Annotated in this window: 19 protein-coding genes and 1 tRNA gene; 2 read left to right on the forward strand and 18 right to left on the reverse strand. The window is 33.6% G+C overall.

From position 1 onward, the window contains the following. Positions 1–140 precede the first annotated feature (140 nt). The 18 genes from BN3326_RS20350 to purR form a co-directional block, all read right to left on the reverse strand. Positions 141–214 (reverse strand) — tRNA-Met (locus tag BN3326_RS20350). 42 nt (positions 215–256) lie between these two features. Beyond that, entirely contained in the window at positions 257–538 is a 282-nt protein-coding gene (locus BN3326_RS20355) for an FtsB family cell division protein (RefSeq protein ID WP_070001072.1), read from the reverse strand. Between the two features lie 91 nt (positions 539–629). Further along, the gene (yabQ, locus tag BN3326_RS20360; protein ID WP_070001073.1) at positions 630–1,151 is read right to left on the reverse strand and encodes a spore cortex biosynthesis protein YabQ; all 522 of its coding nucleotides are present in this window, start codon (positions 1,149–1,151) and stop codon (positions 630–632) included. Positions 1,152–1,165: 14 nt separating this feature from the next. Beyond that, positions 1,166–1,447 (reverse strand): sporulation protein YabP, encoded by a 282-nt coding sequence (yabP, locus tag BN3326_RS20365; RefSeq protein WP_070001074.1) that lies wholly within the window; start codon positions 1,445–1,447, stop codon positions 1,166–1,168. A 64-nt stretch (positions 1,448–1,511) separates the two neighbouring features. After that, positions 1,512–1,751: an RNA-binding S4 domain-containing protein gene (locus BN3326_RS20370; protein WP_070001075.1), complete on the reverse strand. Its 240-nt coding sequence runs from the start codon at positions 1,749–1,751 to the stop codon at positions 1,512–1,514. 73 nt (positions 1,752–1,824) lie between these two features. After that, positions 1,825–2,103 (reverse strand): HU family DNA-binding protein, encoded by a 279-nt coding sequence (locus BN3326_RS20375; protein ID WP_070001076.1) that lies wholly within the window; start codon positions 2,101–2,103, stop codon positions 1,825–1,827. Positions 2,104–2,164: 61 nt separating this feature from the next. Further along, entirely contained in the window at positions 2,165–2,953 is a 789-nt protein-coding gene (gene mazG, locus BN3326_RS20380) for a nucleoside triphosphate pyrophosphohydrolase (RefSeq protein ID WP_070001077.1), read from the reverse strand. A 93-nt stretch (positions 2,954–3,046) separates the two neighbouring features. Beyond that, positions 3,047–3,598, reverse strand: a complete 552-nt coding sequence (gene spoVT / locus BN3326_RS20385) for a stage V sporulation protein T (protein ID WP_070001078.1) — start codon at positions 3,596–3,598, stop codon at positions 3,047–3,049. 212 nt (positions 3,599–3,810) lie between these two features. Beyond that, positions 3,811–4,872, reverse strand: a complete 1,062-nt coding sequence (locus BN3326_RS20390) for a peptidylprolyl isomerase (protein WP_070001079.1) — start codon at positions 4,870–4,872, stop codon at positions 3,811–3,813. A 78-nt stretch (positions 4,873–4,950) separates the two neighbouring features. Further along, on the reverse strand, positions 4,951–8,478 hold the full coding sequence (gene mfd / locus BN3326_RS20395) for a transcription-repair coupling factor (protein WP_070001080.1): 3,528 nt from the start codon (positions 8,476–8,478) through the stop codon (positions 4,951–4,953). Positions 8,479–8,483: 5 nt separating this feature from the next. Next, positions 8,484–9,056, reverse strand: a complete 573-nt coding sequence (gene pth, locus BN3326_RS20400; RefSeq protein WP_070001081.1) for an aminoacyl-tRNA hydrolase — start codon at positions 9,054–9,056, stop codon at positions 8,484–8,486. A gap of 269 nt (positions 9,057–9,325) precedes the next feature. Beyond that, positions 9,326–10,324, reverse strand: a complete 999-nt coding sequence (locus tag BN3326_RS20405; RefSeq protein WP_070001082.1) for a GerMN domain-containing protein — start codon at positions 10,322–10,324, stop codon at positions 9,326–9,328. 164 nt (positions 10,325–10,488) lie between these two features. Continuing rightward, the gene (locus tag BN3326_RS20410; protein ID WP_070001083.1) at positions 10,489–11,445 is read right to left on the reverse strand and encodes a ribose-phosphate diphosphokinase; all 957 of its coding nucleotides are present in this window, start codon (positions 11,443–11,445) and stop codon (positions 10,489–10,491) included. Between the two features lie 117 nt (positions 11,446–11,562). Beyond that, the gene (gene glmU, locus BN3326_RS20415; RefSeq protein ID WP_070001084.1) at positions 11,563–12,927 is read right to left on the reverse strand and encodes a bifunctional UDP-N-acetylglucosamine diphosphorylase/glucosamine-1-phosphate N-acetyltransferase GlmU; all 1,365 of its coding nucleotides are present in this window, start codon (positions 12,925–12,927) and stop codon (positions 11,563–11,565) included. A gap of 151 nt (positions 12,928–13,078) precedes the next feature. After that, positions 13,079–13,384 carry a septation regulator SpoVG gene (spoVG, locus tag BN3326_RS20420; RefSeq protein ID WP_070001085.1) on the reverse strand — a complete coding sequence of 102 codons (306 nt, stop codon included), beginning with the start codon at positions 13,382–13,384 and terminating at the stop codon, positions 13,079–13,081. 176 nt (positions 13,385–13,560) lie between these two features. Then, positions 13,561–14,670, reverse strand: a complete 1,110-nt coding sequence (glgD, locus tag BN3326_RS20425) for a glucose-1-phosphate adenylyltransferase subunit GlgD (RefSeq protein ID WP_070001086.1) — start codon at positions 14,668–14,670, stop codon at positions 13,561–13,563. A gap of 11 nt (positions 14,671–14,681) precedes the next feature. After that, positions 14,682–15,944 carry a glucose-1-phosphate adenylyltransferase gene (locus tag BN3326_RS20430; RefSeq protein ID WP_070001087.1) on the reverse strand — a complete coding sequence of 421 codons (1,263 nt, stop codon included), beginning with the start codon at positions 15,942–15,944 and terminating at the stop codon, positions 14,682–14,684. A gap of 134 nt (positions 15,945–16,078) precedes the next feature. Beyond that, a complete protein-coding gene (gene purR / locus BN3326_RS20435) occupies positions 16,079–16,891 on the reverse strand; it encodes a pur operon repressor (RefSeq protein ID WP_070001088.1) in 813 nt (270 codons plus the stop codon). Positions 16,892–17,137: 246 nt separating this feature from the next. Between purR and murC the strand changes: the two genes are divergently transcribed. Continuing rightward, entirely contained in the window at positions 17,138–18,520 is a 1,383-nt protein-coding gene (murC, locus tag BN3326_RS20440; RefSeq protein WP_070001089.1) for a UDP-N-acetylmuramate--L-alanine ligase, read from the forward strand. A gap of 185 nt (positions 18,521–18,705) precedes the next feature. Further along, entirely contained in the window at positions 18,706–19,770 is a 1,065-nt protein-coding gene (locus BN3326_RS20445; RefSeq protein WP_070001090.1) for a DnaD domain protein, read from the forward strand.

The following is a 19,770-nucleotide window of genomic DNA, read 5'->3' on the forward strand; positions in this document are numbered from 1 at the left end:
TTTATAATTATCCTATTTTTTTATCAAGTGTGCAATCTTCTGATCAATTCATTTATTATTTGCATAACTAAAGGTATGTATGCTTTTTATTTTTAGTTCAAAAAAAGACCACCCTGTAGTTAATGAGGTGATCTTTTAGATTGCGGAGACAGGATTTGAACCTGTGACCTTCGGGTTATGAGCCCGACGAGCTACCTAGCTGCTCCACTCCGCGCTATTAATTTTAAGTATAGCAACAAATGGTCTATTATTAGAGCTATTGCTTTTCTCTAAAAACAATATCGGATTCTTTTACCATTCCCAACTCTTCTCTTGCTACCTTTTCAATATATTCAAGCGTATCCATTTGTGTGATCTCATTTTGTAAACTTTTTAATTGTTCCGCATTGATACCAAGTTCTTTTTTATCCATACTTATTTGGTGATCCACACGTTTGATAAGTTTATTAAGCTGATAGCCTTTCATACCAAGTATGACTACAATCAGGATCGTAATTATAAAGGTCAGGCGAAAAATATTCTGCTTTATCTTTTTCATTTGTATCCCTACTTTGAGCCTTAGATTAAATAATAACTAAACACTAAGTATTACTTAATCTTATCTTATCTAATTTACTATAAATTGTAAATCATTTTTTGTCTTTTTTAATTCTAAGTTCTGTGCGTATATCCGCTTTTGTATGGTACCATTTCCTTCTTAACCTTCTAAGGCGGCGTTTTTTATAATAATTTGCAGCGCTTAGTTTACCCGAGGCATATTTTAAAGGAACTTTAAGTATACGAACTGCTCCCTTAATAGGTATAAGCAAAAGTCTGATGATCTTATGTATTAATGCTTTTATGTAGTTAATAACAATCGTTGCAATCTTCATAAATACTATACTAAAACTTGCAAAATAAAGTATTGCACCAAGTAAAATACCAATAAAAACAAAGGGTCTTATTGCAGCATAGTTATTAATGTAGAGCATATAAAATCCGATAAGTGCACAAATGATCCAATAAATTAAATCTTCAAGCTGAACTAAAATGTCTGGGTGCTTAATTATTTTTCTGAAAATTCTTATGAGATCGAAGAAAATACCCATAACGATACCAATTTGAGCACAGGTTATAAAGAGCAGAGACTGATTACTTACTATTTGATTCATAACAGATCACCATCTTATTTAAATAATTTTGATATGATAGAACCTTTTTTCTTAACAGTCCCTTGATGATCATGATATATAAGTTCTGTCACAGTCCCCTCCACTATCATATCGCCATCATCTATATTCATTTTAACAATATGTAAATCTTCTCCCTTAATTTCTATGTACCCTTCATTCGTTTCTAATTCTATAATGCCTTCATCAAAAGAAAATACATCCGTAACCCCTGTTATAGACAGCCTTTCTCGATCCACGATATTTACAACATGTTTCCTTGTCATCTTTTCTTCCATCTCTCTCATCCTTTCATATAAATAGTCTTATACTAACTATTTATATGAAAGGAAAAGATAATTATTACAGAATACGGTACAAGTTATTTGTTTCTTCTTTTTTAACATGCTCTTTAATTTCTAACACTTCATATTTTGCAGTTTGTGTACCAAATTTTATCTCTATAATATCACCTATTTTAACTACCGTGCTTGATTTAGCAACTTTGTCATTAACAAGTACTCTTTGATGATCACAAGCTTCTTGAGCAATTGTACGCCTTTTTATAATACGTGCCAGCTTTAAATATTTATCAATGCGCATAACATCCTCCAATTTATTTAAAGAAGTAAAAAAAATCTACACAAGTTGTGTAGATTTATGAATATATAATTATTTATTCCCCTTTAACAACATCTTTCAGAGCTTTACCTGGTTTGAATTTTGGAGCCTTACCACCTGGAATTGGCATTTCTTCATTTGTTTTTGGATTTCTTCCTACTCTTGGTTTACGTTCTGTAACTTCAAATGTTCCAAATCCAACTAACTGAATTTTTCCCCCAGCTTTAAGTTCTTCCATCACTGATTCTTCAAATGCTTTAAGAGCTTTCTCAGCATCTTTTTTGCTAATTTCTGCTTTTGCAGCCATTGCTGCTACTAATTCAGACTTGTTCATTATAGTTCCTCCTCTATTCATGTTCCTAACATGGATATATGTATTGAAAATTTAGCGTCATTCACTCGCTTAACTTGTAGGTTTCCCACAAATTATTTATCTCTTCTAACGATAAATCAACAAGCTGCTTTCCTTGCGCAAACGCTGAATTTTCAATATATCTAAATCTATTTATAAACTTTTCCAATGACTTTGTCAAGGCAAATTCAGGATTTAAATCAAAAAAAGTTGATAAATTGACCACACTAAACAGTAAATCTCCTAATTCCTCTTCTATTTGGATTTTATTCCCATTTTTTATAGCACTTTTCGTCTCTTCAAGCTCTTCAATAACCTTATCAATTATTGGTAAATAACTATCCCAAAAGAAGCCTACCTTGGCTACTTTTTTCTGTACTTTTTGAGTTCTTACAAGTGCTGGCAAAGCTTTTGCTATTCTGTCAATTGAAGAACTTACAGATGTTTCTTTCTTCTCTTTCTTTTTAAGTTCTTCCCATGAAACAATCACCTCTTCTGGCGTTTTTATATCTTTTTCAGCTTTAAATACATGGGGATGTCTATAGATAAGTTTCCGGGCTAAACCATCTATAACTTGATCTATAGTAAATACATTTTCTTCTTTTCCTATTTGCGCATGAAGTAATATCTGAAGCAGTACATCCCCTAATTCTTCTTTCATATTAAGAGTATCCTGATGATTGATTGCATCTACAAGTTCGTAACTTTCTTCTAATAAATGAGGTACTAAAGAACTGTGTGTTTGAACTTTATCCCAAGGACAACCATTTTCTCCTCTAAGCTGCTCTATAATCTGAATAAGTTTGTCATAAGTATATGTTTGATCTTGCATAAGTAGTTTGCCTCCTAAAATACTTTTCTAAAATTTTACCTCATAAACCTCTAAAAAGCCAGTAACTTCTATGAAGTCATTGGCTTTTCAAAATTATTGTTCCATTTGTTTACCTATAAACCCAGCTGCAGACTGAGCTAACTTTTCTTCTACTTCTCCCATAAGACTATTTTTATTTGGAGACAAGAAAATAACCGCTCCAATTGCATCGCCTTCACAAATAATAGGAGATATAACTTCTGAATAGTATCCTTCTGTGGATCCTTCTGATAAAATTGGAGCAAATTTCGAATCATCTTTAGTTGCCTTAAATATCGCTCTATTTTCAATAATTTTTTCTAAATTGCTGCTAATACTTTTATCAAGAAATTCTTTTTTTGAACCTCCTGCTACTGCTATAACTTGATCCTTATCAGAGATACAGGTAATATGCCCTGTAGCTTGCGCAAGTGCATCTGCATACTCTTTTACAAAGGAACTAAGTTCTCCTACAGGTGAGTACTTTTTAAGGATAACCTGCCCCTCATTATCAGTGAAAATCTCTAGTGGATCTCCCTCTCTGATACGTAATGTTCTTCTTATTTCCTTTGGAATAACTACACGGCCTAAATCATCTATTCTTCTAACGATGCCTGTTGCTTTCAAACAAAACAACCTCCTTAATGTCTAAATGCGTATATTGTAAATTGTAATTTACAATTATTATGCTACATAATCTAGCATAATATGCATAAGTAAATTGAACTTTTCATTTCTAATTGTATTATTACCAATAATCAATAGATTAATTCGGCTAATAAAAAAGACTAAGTCATCTTTCTAATGACTTAGTCTTTTTTATTAGTTTTTTACAAATTTTACTCATTTTCAGACTCAGGAACTAGTATTTCTGTACTAGGCTCTATAGCTTGAGATTCTGCTGCATTGGGAGTATCACTTCTTATAATATGAATATTATTATAAGCTTCAGTTTTCTCAACTTTCATAGCTTCACTAAGCTCTGTAAGTTCATTGGCTGCAAATCTTTGTTTAATACGCTCCCTACTGTCTTCTTTAATTTGATCTTCACTTCCTAGTTCATGATTTTCTATCTTAATAATATGATAACCATATGATGTTTCTACAAGTTTTGGGTAAACTTTGCCTACTTCACCGGTAAAGGAAGCTTCTTCAAATTCTGGAACCATACGGCCTCTTCCAAACGTATATTCTCCACCACTATCTTTAGATCCTGGATCCTCTGAATATTTTTTAGCAAGTTCTGCTACATCTTCTCCCGCTAATGCTTTTTGCAATATTTCTTCTGCTAATAATTGTGCAGCTTCCATCTTATCTGCCGGCAGATCGTCTCCTTGCTCATCTTTATTACCAATAAGAACATGTTTTACTGTAACCTTTTCATAATCGCTTCTAATAAGCTCCATTTCTGCACTGATCTCATCTTCATTTGGCATGTAACTTTCACTAATTCTTTGAATGACCTTTTCTATAAGACTTCCATAACTTAAAAATTCTTCTACATCCCTTTGTTTAAAGCCCAGTTCTTTTACAAGCTCTGGTCTATTTTGTATAATTTCTTTAGATTTATCCTTAATGCTTGATTTTTCTTCTCTAGATAATTGTATACCAAGCTCCTTAGCTCTTTGTTTAGCTGCTACTGAAAGTTTTATTGAATCCAACGCTCTTTCTTTAGCTACATCTTCAGTTTTTTTGCCTTCAAGCTCCATATCCCATATGTTAGGTGTAAGACTTTCAAATTCTTGCTGTGTAGTCCATAAATATATTCTATAAAGTGATTCTGATATTTTTTCATTATTGATAGTAACTACTGTATTTTCAGTGGCACCACACCCTATGAGCATAATAGTGATCATCGTTGCTGCTAATAGCCTTGCTAGTATTTTCTTTACTCTTTTCACTTCTATCTCTCCTTATAGTTCGTCTCGATGCTCTTAATAATAAGTCAATCATCTATTTTTCATTATAGCTTAAAACCATTAACTCTTCAATTTTTTAATCGTTTGTAATATACTTTTAATATAAGCAAGCATTTCCTTTTTAGGTATATCTGTTAACTTTGCTTTAAGAACAGATTCTTTGCCTCCTGAAAATTTTAGTATTTTAGGATATGCACTCAGAACTTCCGGCAATTTATCTGCATTAAGGTTCACATCTGGTTTAAATTTAAATAGGACGATACGCTCATTTTCTGTTACCAAGTTAATATACATATCATGTGCTAATGCTTTAATAAGCGCTATGTCTAATAGATTTTGAACCATATAAGGAAGTGTGCCATATCTATCTTCAATCTCTTCTTGAATATCAAAATAATCAGCTTCTGTTTGAATAGAAGCGATTTTTTTATAAATATCTAATTTTTGAATTTCGTCTTGAATGTAGGTCGAAGGGATATACGCATCAATTTTAATTTCTATTGTTGTTTCAAAATCTTCTTCTATCTTCTCTCCTCTTTCTTCACTTACAACCTGCGATAGCATTTTACAATACAAGTCATAGCCTATCGTATCCATATGACCATGTTGCTGCGCGCCAAGTAGGTTCCCAGCACCCCTTATTTCTAAATCCCGCATAGCAATTTTAAAACCTGCTCCAAGTTCTGTAAATTGTTTGATAGCTTGAAGACGCTTTTCTGCAATTTCTTTTAAAACTTTATTTTTCTGATACATCAGATAGGCATACCCCATTTTATTTGAGCGCCCCACACGTCCTCTAAGCTGATAAAGCTGACTAAGCCCCATCTGATCAGCATTATTGATAATAATTGTATTAACGTTTGATATATCAAGGCCAGTTTCCACAATGGTTGTACATACAAGCACATCGATTTCCCCATTAATAAAAGCCAGCATAATTTTTTCTAGTTCTCTTTCATTCATTTGTCCATGGGCAAATGAAACTCTTGCATGGGGTATGAGCTTTTGAATCCGCTGTGCTTTCTCATCTATATCTTTTACTTGATTATGAAGAAAATAAACTTGCCCATTTCTGACGAGTTCTCTGTTAATAGCATCTTTTATAAAGTCTTCACTATACTCAATGACATAGGTTTGTACGGGTTTTCGTTCTAAAGGTGCCTCTTCTAAAACGCTCATATCCCTTATGCCTATAAGACTCATATGAAGTGTTCTAGGAATAGGGGTAGCTGTTAAGGTCATCACATCAACTTCTGTTCTTAACTGCTTTAATTTTTCTTTATGTGTTACACCAAAACGTTGTTCTTCATCTATAATAACAAGTCCTAAGTCTTTAAATCTCACATCTTTTGATAATAACCTATGGGTACCAATAATAATATCCACTTGTCCTTTTGCTAATTTTTGAAGTGTATCTTTAATTTGCTTTGGTGTTCGAAATCTTGAGAGCGGCTCTACCTGAATCGGGTAGTCTGCCATTCTTTCTGCAAACCTATTGTAATGCTGCTGGGCAAGTATAGTAGTTGGAACCAAGTAAGCAACCTGCTTATTATTTTGAACCGCTTTAAATGCAGCACGTATCGCCACTTCTGTTTTACCATACCCTACGTCTCCGCAAATAAGACGATCCATAACCTTATCGCTTTCCATATCACCTTTCACATCTTCTATCGCCTCTATTTGATCACTGGTTTCTTCATAGGGAAACATTTCTTCAAATTCATTTTGCCACAGTGTATCTTGTTCATAAACAAAACCTCTCGTGTGCTGTCTTTCCCCATAAAGCTTAATCAAATCTTTTGCAATGTCTTTAATAGCTTTTTTGACTTTTGCTTTTGACTTTTTCCACTCTACCCCACCTATTTTATTCAGCTTCGGGGTCTTTCCTTCTGCTCCAATATATTTTTGAACCATGTCCATCTGATTAATATTAACATACAATGTATTATTGTCTGCATATTCTATCTTAAGGTTATCACGGCTTATTCCTTCAAGTACAATTTGCTCGATCCCCTTGAAAATACCTATCCCATGAAGTTCATGCACCACATAATCACCAGGGGTAAGTTCGAGAAAGCTCTCAATTTTAGTGCCTTGATATTTCTTTTTAGTCTTCTTAGACTTTTTATCTTTTCCAAATAAATCTTTATCCGCTATAATATAAAAGTCAATATCTTCATACATAAAGCCTTTTTGCAAAGAGCCTTTAGTCACAATAACTTGGCCTTTTTGGACAGGATATAAAACTTGTTCTGTATAAGTAGTCGTCAGACTTCTTTCTTCTAATTCATTATATAATCTTTGCGCCTTAGCTTTAATTCCAGATAGAATAATAATTCCTTTCCCGTTATTTTTCCATGTTCTGATATCTTTCTCAAGAAGATCAACACTCTTATATACAGCAGTGTTTTCATAAACTTTTAAAGGAAGTGTATAAGCTATGTCTACTTCTTTAACCTCTGTATCGAAATTCATCAGCAACAGACTTGTAAACCGCTCTATCTTTTTAATAATATCTTCATACTCAAAAATAAGCTCTATTTGCCTTGGCATGATGTGTCCGTATTCAAGCCTGTCTTTCATGCTTTCTTGGTACTCTAAAAGGGTTGTCATACTCCTTTTTTTAATTTTAACCGGTTCATCAATATACAATATCGCATCTTTATTAATATAGTCTAATATCGATACAACTTCCATATCAGTATAAGGAACATATAACTCAAGTCCTCTTGGGCTAATATCGTTTTGTATCTGCTCTATAGCTTCCTTTACTTGCATTTGTATAGTCTTGGCACTTTCTTTTTTGCCTTCTTCCATAAGCTTGGCAGATACTTTTTTAAGTTCTGCTTTTATTTCTGGAATAGCTTGCTTTAAAAGATCTAAAGGAAAAATAATCTCTTGATTAGGTACGATGCGAACTACTTCTATCTTACCGATAGAACGTTGTGTTTGCACATTAAAACCCCTTATAGAATCTACTTCATCATCCCAAAGCTCTATTCTATAAGGTTCACCCGCTATAGATGTATAAATATCTATAATACCGCCTCTTATTGCAAACTGTCCAACTGCTTCTACCCTAGCCACTCTTTCATAACCTATTTGAATTAAATAGGCTCTTAATTTTTCAATATCTATGGTATCGCCGACTTTTATCTCTCTGATATGCGCCTTCCAAACTGATTGTGGCGAAAGTGGATTTAAAAGTGCTTCTATCGGAATGATAACAACAATATCCTCCTGCGTCATGAGCGCCTCTATCACCCTGATTCTAGCTGATGTAATATCCATACTATGCACATCTGCATTATAAAAAAGAATATCTCTTGCAGGATAGATATAGACACTTTCCTCCCCTTTTAAGAACTGCATATCCTCATAAAGTCTTTTTGTACTGGCCTCATCATAGGTAATAAAGATTGTGGTTTTCTCTATAAAACAACTTACACCGTATACAAAATGAGATTTACAAGCATCTACCATGTTAATTACTTTGCCATTTTTATGGTCCAAGAGTGCGCGAATAAGCTGTTCCATACCTTTTAACTGCTTTAACGGCTGGATAAGTCCCTCGTGCTTATATGCCATGTTTATCACCGTCTCACTTTTAAGTTATATTGATTCATCGCCTGATCAATTCCCGATTCCAGCATTACTTCTACAGCCTTAACTATATCTTTTAGTTTTGGCCCCATAGCTTTCATCTCTTCTTCTGTAAACCTGCCTAATACGTAGTTTGCGAGATCCCATCCTGGGGGCTTCTGGCCAACTCCGACTTTTATACGTGCAAAATCTTGTGATCCAAGATGATTAATGATACTTTTTATACCATTATGTCCTCCTGCACTGCCAGTCTTTCTTATACGAAGTTGAGCAACTTCCAAAGATACATCGTCGTATATAACAATTATATCATCTTTTGTTAATTTATTCCAATCCATACATTGCCTAATCGCTTCTCCACTTAAATTCATGTACGTTTGCGGCTTCATAAGTATCATACGCTCACCTTTAATAGTTCCTTCTCCTATTAAAGCCTTAAATTTATTTCTTTGAACAGATATATTATAAACTTCTGCCAGCGTATCAATAGCTTGAAACCCTATATTATGGCGCGTTACAGCATACTCCATTCCTGGATTACCAAGTCCTACTATTAATTTCATAACATCCTCCGTATTTCATATCAATCAATTTATCAGCTATTAAAACCCCTATATTATTCTATTATAATAACCTTTTCACTTAGTTATCAACCTTTATATCATAACATTATTTAGAGTATTTTATAATAACTAACTAAATATTGTTCACTTTTTATTTCTAAAATATTGTTAAAACATTTCAAACATCCTTAAAACCTGTGATAAAATATCAAATAGTAATATAGAGCTAGGTAAATGCTTTTGACATTGACCCAGCTCTATATTATAGACTATCTTTGTATCATATCTTCATTACGGCCTACCGGCTCTTTTAGTACAGTATGCTCAATAGCTAATGGCTCATTTTCTACTGTAATTTTCACTTGCTTAATAGCATTGAACTCTGTAAGTGTATTGACAATCGAATTAATTGTCATACTTTCTCCCGCGGCTCCCCCCCAGTGATGCGTATGCATCTCATCGGAAAAGTCAACGTGAGCAATATTATTTTCAATACTTACAGATAGAACCTTTACGCTGGGAGGAATTGTAGGATTTAATGTTTCATTTTGCGAACCTTTAATTAACTCTTCTGTCACTTTCTTAAGCAGCATCTCTTCAGTATCGTTAGCTTTCATACGAATAACTCTTTTTTCTCCTACTACAAAAGCCGCATTCGCATCTCCGAAGTAAAGCATAACTTCTTTATCTATTTCACTCTGTGGATCTAGTACGAACGGCTCCATAAAACCTCTTGACTCTCCGCTGGGACCTATAAATTCCTGTCCTTCTATAAGAATCTTAACTCTTTCGACATCTTTAAATTGGGTCATCGTATTAACAAGAGATCCTACTGCAATTATTTCTGCAACACTCCCATCAAAAGTATTGAATGCCTTACTTAGATCAACTGTCAAATCATCGCCTTGTATAAAAGTTCCAAGAACCTCTGTATTACTATTAATATTAGAGATAAATTTTTCATTCACAGCCCCTTTAAAAAGTTCCTCGAGTGCAGCCTTATACTTTTCTTCATCATTTCTGTAAGTTATTTCTCTTGTTTCACTTACCATTTTTTCATTACCTTCATCGCCATAAAAAACCTTAATTCTATCGGTTATTTGATTATTATCGCCACTTTCTTCTTGGTTATTATCTTCTGTCTCTTCCACTGGTATATTATCCTTTGGCAGATTTTCCGCCTTCTTACCACACCCACTTAAGATTGACCCACACATCACACTAATAAGCACTATACTTAAAAATTTTTTAAATAATAATTTTTTCATCAATACATTCAACTCCTTCTTTTCTTTATACTCTATAGGACTCTTCTTCTCTTCAAAAGCTCCCTAGTATAATTTGTTAATTTAAAACAAACTATTCTCTATACCCTTCACTCATACAGAAAAGAGGATAGCAATATGATATGCCATCCTCTTTTCTGTATGAATTAATCAAATAACTTAGAAACTGATAAATCTTCATGAATACGTCTGATAGCATCTGCAAAAATAGGTGCTACAGATATTTCTTTAACTTTTGCAATTTTTTTATCTTCTGGGATAACTATTGTATTAAGAATAACAAGTTCCTCTATTGCAGAAGCCTGAATTCTTTCCATTGCTGGTCCAGATAATACCCCGTGTGTACAGCATGCAAATACAGATGTTGCCCCTCTTTCTCTTAAAGCATTAGCTGCATTACATATCGTTCCCGCTGTATCAATCATATCATCAATTAAAATAACCTTTTTGCCATTTACATCTCCGATAATATTCATAATTTCAGACACATTTGCCTTCGGTCTTCTCTTGTCAATAATTGCTAAAGGAATATCTAACTTAGTTGCAAAAGCTCTAACTCTCCCCACGCTGCCGAGATCTGGAGAAACAGCAACCACATTATCCGCATCATCACCTAATTTATCCGCATAATATTTTGTTAATAGAGGCATGCCTACCAAATGATCTACTGGAATATTGAAAAACCCTTGAATTTGTGCACAGTGCAAGTCCATAGTAAGTACTCTGTCTGCACCTGCTGTTTGAAGAATATCCGCTACTAGCTTTGAACTAATCGGATCTCTCGCTCTTGTCTTTCTATCCTGTCTTGCATAACCGTAGTAAGGTATAACTGCTGTAATACGTCCTGCAGAAGCACGTTTCATCGCATCTATCATGATTAAGAGTTCCATAAGATGCTCATTAGCAGGTGTAGATGTTGGCTGAATAATATAAACATCTGTACCACGTACCTTTTCATCAATTTTAACCCCTATCTCCGCATCACTAAATCGTGTAATCTCAGATTTGCCAAGATGAATATCTAGCTTCTCAGAAATTTCTTTTGCAAGCTGAGGATGTGCATTTCCAGTAAACACCTTAATATCAGTGTAATTTCTAATCATTTGGTTAAGTCCTCCTTTATGAATATACGACCATCTTTTCCGCTCAACATTATATCACATTGCATACAAAATGCAACGTTTCTTCGTATTTTTGTATACAATAACCTATTTTACAACCTATTTCTTTCTTTTTTTGGTGACCCATTCTTCTTTATTTTCTTGTTTTGCTCTTGCAATGGCTAAACTATCTTTAGGAACTGTTCTAGTAATAGTTGAACCTGCCGCAGTATAAGCACCTTCTTCAACTATTACTGGTGCAACTAAATTAGTATTACATCCAATAAAGGCATTGTCCTTAACAGTTGTTCTATGTTTTTTTTCACCATCATAATTAACAACCACGGTGCCACACCCAAAGTTAACACCTTTGCCTACATCTGCATCACCTATATAAGTAAGGTGTGAAACCTTAGTACCGTCTCCTATGGTCGCATTTTTGATCTCTACAAAATCTCCTATTTTAATATTCTTGCCAATATGAGAGTGGGGTCTTAAATAAGCAAACGGCCCTACATGCGTCCCCTCATCAATAAAGCTGTCTGTAATCACACTGATTTCAATATCTACATGATTGCCAATCGTTGTATTTTTTATTTTTGAATGATACCCTATACGACAAGCTTCTCCAATTTGAGTATTTCCCTCTAATATACAACCTGGCTCTATAACAGTATCTCTGCCTATTACGACACTAGATCCTATATACGTATTTTGTGGATCAACAAGTGTTACGCCCTGAACCATGTGCTTTGAATTAATTCTTTGTTTCATAATATCAGTTACTTCAGCCAGCTGTTCTCTCGAGTTAACACCCAATATATCCTCTACGCTTTCTGATGGAACTGCATCTACTTTATGCCCCTTAGCAAGTAGTATTTCCAATGTATCTGTTAGATAATACTCTTTTTGTACATTGTTATTGGTAAGCTGTGACAGTGCATATTTAAGAAGTGCTGCTTCAAAAACATACATACCTCCATTAATTTCTGGTATCTGTTTTTCAGTATCTGTAGCATCTTTTTGCTCCACTATTTTAGTAAACTTATGGGCTTTATCTCTTACAATTCTGCCATAACCTGATGGGTCATCCACAACAGCTGATAAAACCGTTGCCCCATTTTTATTTGTTCTATGAAAATTAATCATTTTTTCTAGAGTTTCTCCAGTAATAAGCGGCGTATCTCCGTATAAAATAAGTACTTCTCCATCCTCATCTATAAAATCTATCGCCTGCATAACAGCATGCCCTGTTCCTAGCTGCTCCTTTTGAAGTACATAACTGACAGTATTACCAAGAGCTTTTTGAACTTCTTCCGCCTTATGGCCTATTATCATACAAATTTCCTGAACCCCTACATGTTTTGCTGCTAAAATAGGATATTCCACGAGTGCTTTATCAAAAACTTTATGCAGTACTTTTGACTGTTCAGACTTCATCCTGGTCCCTTGCCCTGCAGCAAGTATTAATGCTTTTGTTTTCATTTATATCTTCCTTCCCTATTACTATTACTTAGTTATTCTCTCATTTTATGACCATTTATGCAATACTTAATAGAATATCCTCACTTTATTTGCATACATAACAAAAGGTGCTTCTTATACGCTTAAGAAACACCTTTTATATCTTGTAAAATTATTCTTCTATGTAGAGTTCGTCTTCTCCCATAACAGCTACTTCATCAGAAAGCAACACCATTTCATACTTTTCAAGCACTTGATTTTGAATACGATCTCTTGTTTCAGAATTAATAGGATGCGCAATATCTCTAAATTCCCCATCTAATGTTTTTCGGCTTGGCATAGCAATAAAACGCCCTTTGTCTCCTTCTATTACTTTGATATCATGCACTACAAATTCATTATCAAAAGTAACAGAAACTACTGCCTTCATTTTTCCGTCTTTATTAATTTTCCTCACCCTAATATCTGTGATTTCCATTAGCAAAACCCCTCCTGTTATTAACTAGTGCCTTGGTGGCGCTCCTATTAATAGTTCTTTTTATTATTTGAATTATAAGTTATTTTTAATAAATAGTCAATATTTATTTTATTTTATTTCATTTTTTGGTAATATTTATAAATTCTTACACATATAGTCTATGTTATTAACTTTTTTTATACAATATTTCTTTTTTCTAATAAAATAATCTTATCTTTGGTTCCTATTACCTTTTGTCCATCAGATACAAATACCTGTTTATCCAAAATAGCATTTTCTATAATGCAGCCCTTGCCAATTGTTGCCCCTTCCATAATAATAGAATCTTTAACAATTGTTCCTTCTCCAACGAACACTTTTCTGAAAAGAACTGAGTTTTCAATCTGTCCATTAATAATATCACCCCCGCTGATGATGCTGTTTGTAACTTTTGCCTCAGCATTAAATTTAGCAGGTGGTTCATCTTTAGCTTTTGTTGAAATAGAAGGATACGTATTAAAAAATAATTTTCTTACTTCTGGGGTTAAAAAATCCATATTAATTTTATAAAATTCATTAATATCACGTATTCTCTTCCAATAACCTTCAAATAAATAGCCATACATCTTTAGTTTTTTTCTATAACGTACGATAATATCATTAACAATACTGTATCTTCCTTCTAACTCTAGTTCTTCTAGAAGTTTGATAAGAAGTTCTCTGCTGATCACATAAATCCCTAGAGATACTGTTGTATATTGAGGATTTAATGGTTTTTCTTCAAATTCTATCATCTTATTATCTTCGTCAAGCCCTATAACGCCATAATCTTCAACCGCATAGGTTTGTAAATCTTTACATACAATCGTAATATCAGCATCTTTTTGTTCATGATATTTAATAATCTTTTCGTAATCAAGTCTATAAATCTGTTCTCCTGAAGTAATGACTACATAAGGTTCATTACTCTTTTTTAGAAACTCAATATTTTGAAAAATTGAATCTGCAGTTCCTCTAAAACCAAAACCATCTTGATTAATCATATGCGGTGTAAATAAAAATAAGCCGGTCTTCTTTCTCCCAAAGTCCCACCATTTTGATGAACCAATATGATCTGCAAGTGATCTTGCACTATACTGAGAGATAACAGCTACTTTCTTAATACCTGAATTACTTAAATTACTTAGTGCAAAATCTATTGCACGATAAGATCCCCCAACAGGCATAGCTGCTAAATTTCTTTGTTTTGTAAGGACTCCTAGTGTACTTCTCTTGCCTCCTGCTAATATGATACCAATAGCTCTCATAGTTTCCTCCCTTACACGATAAGCGAATGACCGCTTTCTAAAATGCCATTATTATAATGTTCTTCTAAGGTATGTCCGCCCACTTCACAGTTTTTACCTATTTTAATATCTCTTGGAATTACTGTATTATCCCCTACTACTGTAATGCCATCCGAATAAATATGAGGCTTACTAATATGCGTAATATTTTCTCCTACCCCTATCCATGCATTTTCCCCTACTTCACATTTTTCTGATATAATACATGTTTCTAAATGAGCCCCTTGCCTAATAACGGTTTCGGCCATTATAATTGAGTTTTTGACAACGGCACCTTCTTCAATAATAACCTTTGGCCCGAGTACCGAATTATAAACCTCTCCATAGATTTCACAGCCTTCTGATATAAGAGACTGCTGCAGCATTGCCTTTTCTCCTGAATACTGTGGCAGCTGATGTTCAATATTAGTATATATTTTCCAAAACTCATCATAGAGGTTAAATATAGGCACAGTATGGGTAAGTTCCATATTAGCTTTCCAATAAGCTTCAATAGTTCCTATATCCCGCCAATAATCATTAAACCTATAGGCATGTACATTTTTTTCGGTACTGATCATATCTGGAATAATATGTTTGCCAAAGTCACTTTGCCCATGAACTTCGTTATCCTTAATAAGTGCTTGTTTTAATACATCCCATGTAAATATATAAATCCCCATTGATGCTAAGTTACTTTTTGGATGTTCTGGTTTTTCTTCAAATTCTATAATTCTATCTTCTTCATCCGTATTCATGATACCAAATTGATTAGCGATCTCATAAGGCACCTCAATAACAGCAATAGTGACATCGGAGTTGTTTGCCTTATGTTCTTCGAGCATAGCACTATAATCCATTTTATAAACATGATCGCCTGATAATACTAAAATATATTTTGGATTATATTCATCTATATATCTGATATTATGGTATATTGCATTTGCAGTCCCAGAATACCATGACCCTTCTGTCCCCTTTACAAACGGCGGCAGTACTGTAACACCACCAGTTCTCCTATCTAAATCCCATGGTATGCCTATACCAATGTGTTTAGTAAGAAGCAACGGTTCATACTGCGTGAGTACACCCACTGTATCTATTCCCGAGTTTATACAGTTACTTAAGGGAAAATCTATAATTCTATACTTACCGCCAAACATAACAGCAGGCTTAGCAATCTGCTTTGTAAGAATACCCAACCTGCTCCCTTGTCCTCCTGCTAACAACATAGCAATCATCTCTTTTTTATTCATGCAACCCCTCCTCACTACTAATAAAGCCCTATGTTTATCACCAAACAAATTGCTGTTTTACTCTCTCTTAGTTTATCATTTTACCATATTATTTACAATATTTAAATTTTAATACATTTAAATAAATGTTATCTTTATTCTTGCAAACTATAAATGTCTACTACTTTATTACTTTCATCAACCGTATCCAGCCATAACAACGTCTTAAAATCTTCTACTAATTTTTTTTCGGGTACATTAGTTGCCATAAGGACTCCGACACCTACGAGTTCTGCCTCAAACTCCTGCATAAGGTCAATAATCCCTTTTGCAGTGCCTCCAGCTTTCATAAAATCATCTATAAATAACACCTTAGAGCCTTTTTTTATCGCCCTTGTTGAAAGGCACATTGTTTTGATTCTATGATTACTGCCTGTAATATAATTCATATGAATAACTGTTCCATCTGTTAATTTACTTTGATTTCTTACAACGACCATAGGCTTATTAAGCACCATAGCTGTCATAAGTGCTATAGGAATACCTTTTGTTTCTACAGTAATAACATAATCAAACTGTACATGCTTAAAAAGGCTTGCAAGAGCAATCCCTATGTTTTTAGATATATTAGGAGAGTATAAAAAGTCATTAGTATAAATATACCCTCCCGGAATAATTCTATCCGGTGTATTAATAAGTTCACATAATTTTTTTGTAAACACTTGCATTTGTTCTTTTGTCATAAGGGGATTATAATAAACCCCTCCAGCTGCACCTGATACAGTTTCTATCGCTCCTAATTCATAATTTCTAAAAATATCTTTTATAATATCTAAATCTTCACTGATTGTTGATTTGGCACATTTAAAAATGTCACAAAAATGAGTAAGTGTAAATATTTTATTAGGATTATTCGTTAAAATATTGGTAATGACACTTATTCTGTCATGTTTTTGTACCTTTTTCATTCTTCCCTCTCCTTTTATATCATTTTAAGTATTATTACCATTATAAGCATAAATCCGAATATTTAAAAGCTTTTCCTTTAAAACATTCGTTTTTTTAATCTATTTTAACAAGGACCTATTTATTTATAAAAAATATGTTTATTATTTTAGTTCTGTTATATAATTATAAAATAATATATTGCATATTATGATAAGTGTATATACTATTTAAAACATAATATATTGTTCATCGAAAGGAAAACTTCTATGACAAATCTTAACTCTTTAACGCATAAAAAGAAAATACATTTCATAGGCATCGGCGGTATTAGTATGAGTGGACTTGCAGAAATTGTTCACAATAGAGGATCGATTGTAACCGGCTCTGATGCAAAAAGTTCTCATACCACCTGTCATTTAGAAGAAATAGGTATCAAGGTATACTATGGCCACAGCGCGGCGCATATAACTGATGATATCGATTTAGTGGTTTATACAGCAGCTATTGCTCAGGATAATCCCGAACTTTTAGCATGTCAAAAATTAAATGTAGATACTGTAACCCGTTCTCAATTTTTGGGTCTTATTATGAAAGATTATAAATTTCCTATTTGTGTTTCCGGGACCCATGGCAAGACGACGACTACTTCTATGTTGTCTCATGGATTATTATCTGCCGGTTTTGATCCTACTATTACAGTTGGAGGTATATTAAAAGCAATAAACGGTAATATCCGCATCGGAAAGTCTGAATACTTTGTTACTGAAGCCTGTGAATACTGTAATAGCTTTTTAGACTTTTTTCCAAAAGTAGGTATCATTCTTAATATTGAAGCTGACCACTTAGATTATTTTAAAGATATTGATCATATTAGGCGCTCATTTCAGAAATTTGCTTGTTCTATTCCAGAAGATGGTTTTCTTGCAGTTAATGGCGAAATAGATGCACTGGATGAGTTTTTAATGCCTATTCCTTGTAAAACAGAAACTTTTGGACTTACCCCAGACTTTAACTGGTATGCAGATCATATTGTTTTTGATGATAAGGCTTGTGCCTCATTTGATGTTTATTACAACGGCTCATTAAAAGGTCATATTACGCTTAATGCTCCTGGCACGCATAATATTCTTAATTGTTTATCAGTATGTGCTGTATGCCATTATTTAGGTATATCTATTGATCGTCTTAATGAGGGGCTTACACGCTTTACGGGTGCAGATCAGCGCTTTGAAGTCAAAGGAAAGGTTCATGATATCACAATAGTTGATGATTATGCCCATCATCCTACAGAGATTGCTGCTACGCTCCAAGTAGCTAAAGCTTATCCACATAATAAACTTTATATTGTTTTTCAGCCACATACTTACACCCGTACTAAAGCTTTTCTTAATGAGTTTGCGAGCGTGCTTTCTCTCGTCGAAAATGTTATTATTACAGATATTTATGCTGCCAGGGAAAAAAATCCTGGGGATATTTCTGCAGAAGATATCGTCAAAACAATCCACAACCTCGGTAAAACAGCTCTGTATATTTCTGACTTTGATGAAATTGCTAATTATTTACTTGAACATGCAGTTCCTCATGATTTAATCATTACAATGGGCGCTGGCAACATCAATCAAGTTGCAGATATTTTACTTGGAAAATAGTTATCCACATTACTCACAACTTTTCATAGGATTAACTTGTTGATACATGCAGCACTTACTAACAAGTTATCCCCAAAATCTCCCTTTTTTCAAGGGAGATTTTTATTTTTTTATTATCATAATTTATTTATTTTGTGCTATAATACTAACACACGAAAAGGATAATTTTTCAAGGAGGTTTCTAAATGGCATATATTAAATTTTTAACCCAAGCGCCGACATTTGTACATCTTCCCCATTGGTTTATTACAGACTATATGCCTAAATCGCTTGGCGGTTATTTAAAAGTATATATTTATCTATTTGCACAATCAAATAGTCCCGCTCAGCCTGCACTTTCTTTAGAAAGTGTAGCACATACGCTTGATATGTTATATTCAGAGGTTATACAAGCTCTTAAGTATTGGGATAAAGAAGGTGTTCTGCATTTCAAAGAGCTTTCAGATAAACAATTCGAACTTGACTTTTATTTAGAAAAACCAAAAACAGTTCCTAAAGAAACCGCACCTAAACTTCCTCTATCTAAGACAATTATCAGTCAATCAAGGCCTGAATATAGAACTGAGGAAATTAACTTATACATGCAGGACAGTACTTCTGTTAATGAACTATTTAAGATAGCTGAACAATATTTGGGTCGGCTTCTTACAAATACTGATCAAAAAATACTCTATAGCTTCTATGATTGGTTACATATGCCTTTTGACCTCATTGAATTCCTTATTGAGTACTGTGCATCTAATAACCATACCGCAATACATTATATTGAAAAAGTGGCCATTAGCTGGGTAGATGAAGGCATTAATACTGTAGAACAGGCAAAAGAAAAAGTTACACTAGATAAAAGGTATTTCAAAATACTTTCAGCGCTTGGTTCATCAAAGAGTACAATAACGCTTGCAGAAAAAAAATGTATCACCAGATGGCTTACTGAGTATCAATTTAGCTTAGACGTCATTTTAGAGGCCTGTAAGCGCACTGTAATGCAAACCAATAAACCAAGTCTTAACTATGTAGATTCTATTCTTATCTCTTGGTATGATGCAAAGGTTAAAACGCTAGATGATGTTATACTGATAGATAAAGCTTATGAAAGTAAGAAACAATTATCTTCTGAGAATAAACACTCTAGTAAACGCCCTCAAAAGATGACTAAATTTAACGATATTTATTCTCATAATTGGAATTTTGAAGAACTCGAAAAACTTGAAAGTGAATATATAGAACGTAAATTAAATGGAGGTAATTAG

Source organism: Cellulosilyticum sp. I15G10I2, assembly GCF_900095725.1.
In the GTDB taxonomy this organism is placed as follows: domain Bacteria; phylum Bacillota; class Clostridia; order Lachnospirales; family Cellulosilyticaceae; genus FMMP01.